Origin of the sequence: Pseudomonas sp. NPDC098740, from assembly GCF_044760065.1 — a bacterium.
Classification (GTDB): Bacteria; Pseudomonadota; Gammaproteobacteria; order Pseudomonadales; family Pseudomonadaceae; genus Aquipseudomonas; species Aquipseudomonas rossensis.
Genome location: NZ_JBIWAM010000046.1, coordinates 2,319 through 11,110, shown reverse-complemented (window position 1 = coordinate 11,110; position 8,792 = coordinate 2,319). Strand labels below are relative to the sequence as shown.

Below are 8,792 nucleotides of genomic sequence, written 5' to 3'. Positions count from 1 at the left end.
CCAGAACGAAGTGGAGCAGTCGACCTACAACTTCGAACACGCCAACGTCGAGAAGCTGTTCGAGCTGTTCGATTTCTACGAAAGCGAAGCCAAGCGCCTGATCGAACTCGACCAGCCGCTGCCGTTGCCGAGCTACGAAATGGTGTTGAAGGCCTCCCACACCTTCAACCTGCTGGATGCGCGCCGGGCGATCTCGGTGACCGCGCGTCAGCAATACATTCTGCGTGTGCGCACCCTGGCGCGTTCCGTTGCGCAAGCCTACCTGCTGGCTCGCGCCAAGCTGGGCTTCCCGATGGCGACCCCGGACCTGCGTGATGAAGTGTTGGCTAAGCTGGAGGCTGCACAATGAGTGCTCAAGATTTTCTGGTTGAACTGGGCACCGAAGAACTGCCACCCAAAGCCCTGAACACCCTGGCCGATGCGTTTCTGGCCGGTATCGACAAGGGCCTGCAAGCCGCAGGCCTGAACTACGAAACCAAAACCGTCTACGCCGCGCCACGTCGTCTGGCTGTGCTGATCACTTCGCTGTCGACTCAGCAGCCGGATCGCAGCATCAACCTCGATGGCCCGCCACGTCAGGCCGCGTTCGATGCCGAAGGCAACCCGACTCAAGCGGCATTGGGCTTCGCCAAGAAGTGCGGCGTCGACCTGAGCGAAATCGATCAAAGCGGCCCGAAACTGCGTTACAGCCAAAGCATCGCCGGCAAACCGACCGCGAGCCTGCTGCCAACCATCGTCGAAGATTCCCTGAACGACCTGCCGATTCCCAAGCGCATGCGCTGGGGTGCTCGCAAGGAAGAATTCGTTCGTCCGACCCAGTGGCTGGTGATGCTGCTCGGTGACCAGGTCATCGATTGCACCATCCTCGCCCAGAAGGCTGGTCGCGATTCCCGTGGTCACCGCTTCCATCACCCGGAAAGCGTGCGCATCACCTCGCCGGCCAACTACCTGACCGACCTGCGTGCCGCTTATGTATTGGCCGATGCCAATGAGCGTCGCGAACTGATCAGCAAACGCGTCGAAGAGCTGGCAACGATGCAGGAAGGTACTGCAATCGTTCCGCCAGCGCTGCTCGACGAAGTGACCGCGCTGGTTGAATGGCCGGTGCCGCTGGTGTGCTCGTTCGAAGAGCGTTTCCTCGACGTGCCGCAAGAAGCCCTGATCACCACCATGCAGGACAACCAGAAGTACTTCTGCCTGTTGGATGCCGACGGCAAGTTGCTGCCACGCTTCATCACCGTGGCCAACATTGAAAGCAAAGACCCACAGCAGATCATCGCCGGTAACGAGAAAGTGGTTCGTCCACGCCTGACCGACGCCGAGTTCTTCTTCAAGCAAGACAAGAAGCAGAAACTCGAAGATTTCAATCTGCGTCTGCAGAACGTGGTGTTCCAGGAAAAACTCGGCAGCGTCTACGACAAGGCTGAGCGCGTTTCCAAACTCGCTGCGTTCATCGCCCAACGCATTGGCGGCAACGCCGCATGGGCTTCCCGTGCAGGCCTGCTGTCCAAGTGCGACCTGGCGACCGAGATGGTCGGTGAGTTCCCGGAGATGCAAGGTGTCGCCGGTTACTACTACGCCCTCAACGACGGCGAGCCGGAAGAAGTCGCTCTGGCGCTGAACGAGCAGTACATGCCGCGCGGTGCTGGTGCGGAACTGCCGACCACCCTGACCGGTGCGGCCGTGGCCATCGCTGACAAGCTCGACACACTGGTGGGTATTTTCGGCATCGGCATGCTGCCAACCGGTAGCAAAGACCCGTACGCCTTGCGCCGTGCTGCGCTGGGTGTGTTGCGGATCCTGATCGACAAGAAGCTCGACCTCGACTTGAACGATGCCGTGGCTTTCGCCGTGAATGCATTCGGTACCAAGGTCAAGGCTGCCGGCCTGAACGACTCGGTGCTGGAGTTCATCTTCGACCGCCTGCGTGCCCGTTACGAAGACGAAGGCGTGGATGTCGGGACTTACCTGTCAGTGCGTGCCCTGAAACCGGGTTCGGCGCTGGACTTCGATCAGCGCGTACAAGCGGTAGAAGCTTTCCGCAAATTGCCGGAAGCCGCTGCCCTGGCCGCGGTGAACAAGCGCGTTTCCAACTTGCTGAGCAAGGTAGAAGGCTCTGTTCCTTCGGTCGTGGAAGCCAAGTACTTCGATAACGCCAACGAGTTCTCCCTGTACTCGGCGATCCAGCAGGCTGACCAGGCTGTCCAGCCGATGGCTGCGGCGCGTCAGTACAGCGAATCGCTGGCACGTCTGGCTGCCTTGCGCGAGCCGGTGGATGCGTTCTTCGAAGCCGTAATGGTCAACGCTGAAGATGCCAAGGTCCGCGCCAACCGTTATGCGTTGCTGTCGCGTCTGCGTGGGCTGTTCCTCGGCGTCGCCGATATTTCGTTGCTGGGGTAAGACTGTTTGAAACTGCTGATTCTCGATCGAGACGGGGTGATCAATTACGACTCCGACGCTTACATCAAGTCGGTGGAGGAGTGGATTCCGCTCCCGGGTTCGATCGAAGCCATTGCGCAGTTGAGCAAGGCCGGCTGGACGGTAGCGGTGGCTACCAACCAGTCGGGCATCGCTCGCGGCTATTACGACATCGCCACCCTGGACGCCATGCACGAGCGCTTGCGCGAGCGGGTGGCGGAGCAGGGCGGTGAAGTCGGGCTGATCGTCTATTGCCCGCACGGGCCGGACGATGGCTGCGATTGCCGCAAACCAAAACCCGGGATGTTGAAAACCATCGCCGCGCATTACAACGTATCGCTGACCAATCTTTGGTTCGTCGGCGATACCCTTGGTGACCTGGAGGCCGCCAAAGCCGTCGATTCTCAGCCAGTTTTGGTAAAGACCGGGAAAGGCGAAAAGACTTTGGGCAAGACCCTACCGGTAGGCACCTTGATTTTTGACGATCTGGCGGCGATTGCCGCAGAACTTGTGCACAACTGCACTTAAATAAGTCCTGCGCTTCTGATATTCCTGTCCAAGGATGAAAGGGAAGTGCGCTTTAAATAGGCGGGCAGTGCCCGCAACGGTAAATGTCGCCATGTCGATACTGCAGGCCATCAGATCCTTCCTCTTTTACCTGCTGCTGGGCACCAGTTCCTTGCTCTGGTGCAGCCTGAGCTTTTTTATCGCGCCTTTTCTGCCGTTCAAGGCGCGGTATCGCTTCATCAATGTGTACTGGTGCCGCTGCGCGTTGTGGTTGAGCAAAGTCTTTCTGGGTATCAGCTACGAAGTGAAGGGCGCCGAGAACGTGCCCGACCAGCCCTGCGTGATTCAGTCGAACCACCAGAGCACCTGGGAAACTTTCTTTCTCTCCGCTTACTTCGAGCCGTTGAGCCAGGTACTCAAGCGCTCATTGCTGTTTGTACCGTTCTTCGGCTGGGCCATGGCCATGCTGCGACCAATCGCCATCGACCGCGACAATCCAAAAGCCGCGCTCAAGCATGTGGCGAAGAAAGGCGATGAACTGCTGAAGGATGGCGTCTGGGTGCTGATCTTCCCCGAAGGGACGCGAGTTCCGTATGGCACCATCGGCAAGTTCTCACGCGGTGGCACCGCGTTGGCGGTCAACGCCGCGCTTCCAGTCCTGCCGATTGCGCACAATGCTGGCAAGTTCTGGCCGAAAACCGGTTGGGCGAAGAAGCAGGGCGTTATTACCGTGATCATCGGCGCGCCCATGTATGCAGAGGGTAGCGGGCCGCGTGCGGTTGCCGAGCTCAATGATCGGGTCCAGGCCTGGAACGAGCAGATGCAACGTGAAATGGGTTCGCTGCCAGCCGCCCCGCAAGCCCCGACGGCTACCGATCAAATGGCTATCTGAGATTTTGTGGATAACCTGTGTACCGTTTTGTTGAAATGCGTCGGATTTAGTTTGTAGGCTTATGATTTATATACATATTTTATAAACCAATAAAAAACCGAAAAAGGTGCATAAGTTTTTTTCGGACGTAAAAAAACCGGCTGATATAGCCGGTTTTTTTATGTCTTCGGTTCAGGTGTTTCAATCTTCGTTGGAGAGCGTGGCAGCAATGACCGAGTAAACGGACGCACCTTTCAGACAGTAAAAAAGGCCAACGCTTGAGCGTTGGCCTTTTTCGTTTGGCAGGTTAGCTGGATCAGAAGTCCAGGTTGGAAACCGCCAAGGCGTTGCTTTCGATGAAGTCACGACGAGGCTCGACCGCATCACCCATCAGGGTGTTGAAGATCTGGTCCGCGCCAATGGCGTCTTCGATGGTCACTTTGAGCATCCGGCGCTGGCTTGGGTCCATGGTGGTTTCCCACAGCTGATCCGGGTTCATTTCGCCCAGACCTTTGTATCGCTGGATGGTGTGACGCTTGGTGCTTTCGGCCATCAGCCATTCAAGGGCTTCCTTGAACTCGGTGACCGGCTTCTTGCGCTCGCCACGCTGGATATACGCGCCGTCGTCCAGCAAGGTGCTCAGTTGAGCGCCCAGTGAAACAACAGTCTTGTAATCGTTGCTGCCGAAGAAGTCGCGGTTGAAGGTGACGTAGTTCGACAAGCCGTGGGAGATCAGTTCGACCTCAGGCAGCCAGACGTTACGTTCACGGTCTTCACGCAGGCTGGCTTTGTAAACCAGGCCGGACTTCTCGACGGTGCGCAGGCGAACTTCGTACTGGGCCATCCAATCCTGCATCGCTGCGTGATCGGACAATTGCTCCAGGCTAACGGCTGGCAGGTAGATGAAGTGCTCGGTCAGCTCCTGTGGATACAGGCGCGACAGACGTTTGAGCGTTTTCATTACCAGACGGAAATCATTCACCAGACGCTCGAGGGCGGGGCCGGAAATACCCGGGGCTTCCTCGTTCAGGTGCAGGCTCGCATCTTCCAGGGCCGACTGCGTCATGTACTCTTCCATGGCGTCGTCGTCTTTGATGTATTGCTCTTGCTTGCCTTTCTTGACCTTGTACAGCGGCGGCTGGGCGATGTAGATGTAGCCGCGCTCGATCAGCTCCGGCAACTGACGGAAGAAGAAGGTCAGCAGCAGGGTACGGATGTGCGAACCGTCGACGTCAGCATCGGTCATGATGATGATGTTGTGGTAACGCAGCTTCGCGATGTTGTATTCATCGCGGCCAATGCCACAGCCCAGCGCGGTGATCAAGGTGCCCACTTCTTGCGAAGAGATCATCTTGTCGAAGCGCGCCTTCTCGACGTTCAGGATCTTGCCCTTGAGAGGCAGGATGGCTTGGGTCCGACGGTTGCGTCCCTGCTTGGCGGAGCCGCCAGCAGAGTCACCTTCCACGAGGTACAGTTCGGAAAGGGCAGGGTCTTTTTCCTGGCAGTCAGCCAGTTTGCCCGGCAGGCCGGCGATATCCAGCGCGCCTTTACGACGGGTCATCTCACGGGCTTTACGCGCCGCTTCACGAGCGCGAGCCGCATCGATCATCTTGCCGACGACCAGTTTGGCTTCGTTCGGGTTTTCCAGTAGGAAGTCGGAGAAGTACTTGCCCATTTCCTGTTCGACCGCGGTCTTCACTTCGGAAGAAACCAGCTTGTCTTTGGTCTGGGAGCTGAACTTCGGATCCGGCACTTTTACCGAGATAATCGCGGTCAGGCCTTCACGGGCATCGTCACCGGTGGTCGCGACTTTGTGCTTCTTCGCCAGACCTTCGGCTTCGATGTAGGTGTTCAGGTTACGCGTCAGTGCGGAACGGAAACCCACCAGGTGAGTACCGCCATCGCGCTGTGGAATGTTGTTGGTGAAGCACAACAGGTTCTCGTTGAAGCTGTCGTTCCACTGCAAGGCGATTTCCACGCCGATGCCGTCTTCACGCTGGATGTTGAAGTGGAACACCTGGTTGACCGGGGTCTTGTTGGTGTTCAGGTATTCAACGAATGCACGCAGGCCACCTTCGTACTTGAACAGCTCTTCCTTACCACTGCGCTCATCCTTGAGGACGATGCCGACACCGGAGTTGAGGAAGGACAGTTCACGAATCCGCTTAGCCAGGATGTCCCAGCTGAAGTGGATGTTCTTGAACGTCAGGTCGGACGGTTTGAAGTGAATCTGGGTGCCGGTGGTTTCGCTTTCACCGACGATTTTCATCGGTTCTTTTGGAACACCGTGAATATAGGTCTGTTCCCAGATTTTGCCGCTGCGGCGAACGGTCAAGACCAGCTCTTCGGACAGGGCGTTCACAACCGACACACCTACACCGTGCAGGCCGCCGGATACTTTGTAGGAGTTGTCGTCGAATTTACCACCAGCGTGCAGCACGGTCATGATGACCTCGGCTGCCGAGACGCCTTCTTCTTTGTGCACATCTACCGGGATACCACGACCGTTGTCGCGAACGGTGATGGATTCGTCCGGGTGGATGATGATGCTGATGTCGTCGCAGTGGCCAGCGAGCGCTTCATCGATGGAGTTGTCGACTACCTCGAAGACCATGTGGTGCAGACCGCTACCATCGTCGGTGTCACCAATGTACATACCGGGACGTTTGCGTACGGCATCCAGGCCTTTCAGCACTTTAATGCTCGTTGAGTCGTAGGTATTCGTATTTTCTTCGCTCAATGCCTTCACTCCCGATGGTCGTGGGTCTGGGTGATACGGCCCTGTTCCACGTGGAACAGAGCGACTGGCGTTTCCGTCTGCCAGCCTTCCCTCAATAATTCGTGATCTACACAGGTTATAAACACCTGGCAGCGTAAGTCTTCCAGCAAGCGGCAAAGCGCGCGGCGGTGGTGCTCGTCCAGTTCGGACGGCAGGTCATCCACCAGATAAATACACTGGCCGCGTCGGGCCTGGCTAACCAAGTGCCCTTGGGCAATCCGCAATGCACAGACCACCAGCTTCTGCTGACCGCGAGACAAGATGTCCGCGGCGTTGTGTGCGCCCAATCTAAGACGCAAATCAGCGCGCTGCGGTCCGGCCTGGGTATGACCCATTTGCTGATCCCGCTGAAGGGACCCGGCGAGCACTGCACTCAGCTCTCGGTCTTTGTCCCAACCTCGGTAATAGCTGAGCGTTAAGCCCTCGAGCTCAACCAGTTCGCTCAAGGTCTGTTCAAAGACTGGTTTCAAGGCTTTGATATAAGCGCGGCGGTATTCATCAATTTCAGCGCTGGCCTGGCACAGTTCCCTGTCCCAAACCGCTTGCGAAACGGCGTCAAGTGTACCATGCCGCAGCCAAGAGTTTCTCTGGCGCAGGGCCTTCTGCAAGCGCTGCCAGGTGGACATGAATCGTGGTTCCACGTGGAACACGCCCCAGTCGAGAAACTGCCGGCGAATCTTCGGTGCGCCTTCCAGCAAGCGGAAACTGTCAGGGTTGATCAACTGCAGCGGCAGAATTTCCGCCAGTTGCGCCGCGCTGCGAGCGTTCTGCCCGTCGATGCGAATCTGGAACTCGCCTTGACGGTCGCGGGATATCCCCAAGGCGCTGTGCCCACCCTCGGCCAACTCCACCTGCCCAAACACCGTACAGGCGAGCTGCTCGTACTGGATGACCGGTAACAGGCGGGTGCTACGAAACGAACGGGCAAGCCCTAGCAGATGAATGGCTTCCAGAACACTGGTTTTGCCGCTGCCGTTGGCGCCGTAAAGAATGTTGATTCGGGGGGAGGGGGAGAAGGTCACCGGGTGCAGATTGCGCACCGCGGTGACCGAGACGCGACTTAAGGACATCTAGCTTCTGCTAAGCATGATTACAGGCGCATCGGCATGACAACGTAGGCCGAGTCGTCGTTGTCAGACTCTTGCACCAACGCACTGCTGTTGGAGTCGGACAGGATCAGACGAACCTGCTCAGTCGTCATGACGCCCAACACGTCGAGCAGGTAGCTCACGTTGAAGCCGATTTCCAGATTGCCGCCGTTGTACTCGACGCCCACTTCTTCTTCCGCTTCTTCCTGTTCCGGGTTGTTCGCCTGGATCTTCAGCTGACCATTGGCCAGTTGCAGACGGATGCCGCGGTACTTCTCGTTGGACAGAATCGCGGTACGGCTGAAGGCTTCACGCAGGGCCTGACGATCGCCGAGGACCAGCTTGTCGCCACCTTTGGGCAGAACACGCTCGTAGTCCGGGAATTTGCCGTCGACCAGTTTCGACGTGAAGGTGAACTCGCCAGTGGTCGCACGAATGTGGTGCTGACCCAGTACGATACTGACGATGCCGTCCGGCTCAGTCAGCAGGCGCGCCAGCTCAAGGATACCTTTACGTGGCACGATGACCTGGTGGCGATCCGGCTGACCGATATCAGCCTGCATCGAGCACATGGCCAGACGGTGACCGTCGGTGGCCACGGCGCGGATGATGCCCGCCGAGACTTCCAGCAGCATGCCGTTGAGGTAGTAACGCACGTCCTGCTGGGCCATGGCAAAGCTGGTCCGTTCAATCAGACGGCGCAATTTGCTTTGCTCAAGGCTGCACGTCAACGAGCCTGGGCCTTCTTCCACAGTCGGGAAGTCATTGGCCGGCAGGGTCGACAGGGTGAAGCGGCTACGGCCGGCCTTCACCACGAGCTTCTGCTCGTCGACCTTGATGTCGATCAGCGCATCGTTCGGCAAGCTCTTGCAGATATCCATCAGCTTGCGCGCAGGCACAGTGATGGAACCTGGATCGGCAGGCTCTTCGAGTTGTACACGACCGACCAGCTCGACTTCCAGGTCGGTACCGGTCAGCGACAATTGCTGGCCTTCGACAACCAGCAGCACGTTGGAGAGCACCGGCAAGGTCTGTCGGCGCTCGACGACGCCTGCGACCAGTTGCAGGGGTTTCAACAGGGCTTCGCGTTGAATGGTGAAATGCATGGTCTAGTCCCTTGCCTTATTCA

General features: G+C 57.8%; 7 protein-coding genes. 4 read left to right on the top strand and 3 right to left on the bottom strand.

The genetic code is table 11. The features are described 5' to 3' along the window. The 4 genes from ACIQU2_RS28600 to ACIQU2_RS28585 form a co-directional block, all read left to right on the top strand. A partial coding sequence (locus ACIQU2_RS28600) for a glycine--tRNA ligase subunit alpha (RefSeq protein WP_403145896.1) occupies positions 1 to 349 on the top strand: 349 nt, incomplete at its 5' end. Then, positions 346 to 2,400: a glycine--tRNA ligase subunit beta gene (glyS, locus tag ACIQU2_RS28595; protein ID WP_403145894.1), complete on the top strand. Its 2,055-nt coding sequence runs from the start codon at positions 346 to 348 to the stop codon at positions 2,398 to 2,400. The genes ACIQU2_RS28600 and glyS, both read left to right, overlap by 4 nt. Before the next feature lie 6 nt (positions 2,401 to 2,406). Beyond that, entirely contained in the window at positions 2,407 to 2,946 is a 540-nt protein-coding gene (gene gmhB / locus ACIQU2_RS28590; RefSeq protein ID WP_403145892.1) for a D-glycero-beta-D-manno-heptose 1,7-bisphosphate 7-phosphatase, read from the top strand. 91 nt (positions 2,947 to 3,037) lie between these two features. Beyond that, positions 3,038 to 3,817 (top strand): lysophospholipid acyltransferase family protein, encoded by a 780-nt coding sequence (locus ACIQU2_RS28585; protein WP_347805233.1) that lies wholly within the window; start codon positions 3,038 to 3,040, stop codon positions 3,815 to 3,817. A gap of 295 nt (positions 3,818 to 4,112) precedes the next feature. Here the strand turns inward: ACIQU2_RS28585 and gyrB are convergent, their stop codons facing one another. From gyrB to dnaN, 3 genes are read right to left on the bottom strand one after another with little or no spacing between them, the layout of a single operon-like run. Continuing rightward, the gene (gene gyrB, locus ACIQU2_RS28580) at positions 4,113 to 6,536 is read right to left on the bottom strand and encodes a DNA topoisomerase (ATP-hydrolyzing) subunit B (RefSeq protein ID WP_008155700.1); all 2,424 of its coding nucleotides are present in this window, start codon (positions 6,534 to 6,536) and stop codon (positions 4,113 to 4,115) included. Between the two features lie 5 nt (positions 6,537 to 6,541). After that, a complete protein-coding gene (gene recF / locus ACIQU2_RS28575; protein ID WP_007969883.1) occupies positions 6,542 to 7,645 on the bottom strand; it encodes a DNA replication/repair protein RecF in 1,104 nt (367 codons plus the stop codon). Positions 7,646 to 7,665: 20 nt separating this feature from the next. Then, a complete protein-coding gene (gene dnaN, locus ACIQU2_RS28570; protein ID WP_017341709.1) occupies positions 7,666 to 8,769 on the bottom strand; it encodes a DNA polymerase III subunit beta in 1,104 nt (367 codons plus the stop codon). Positions 8,770 to 8,792: the final 23 nt, after the last annotated feature.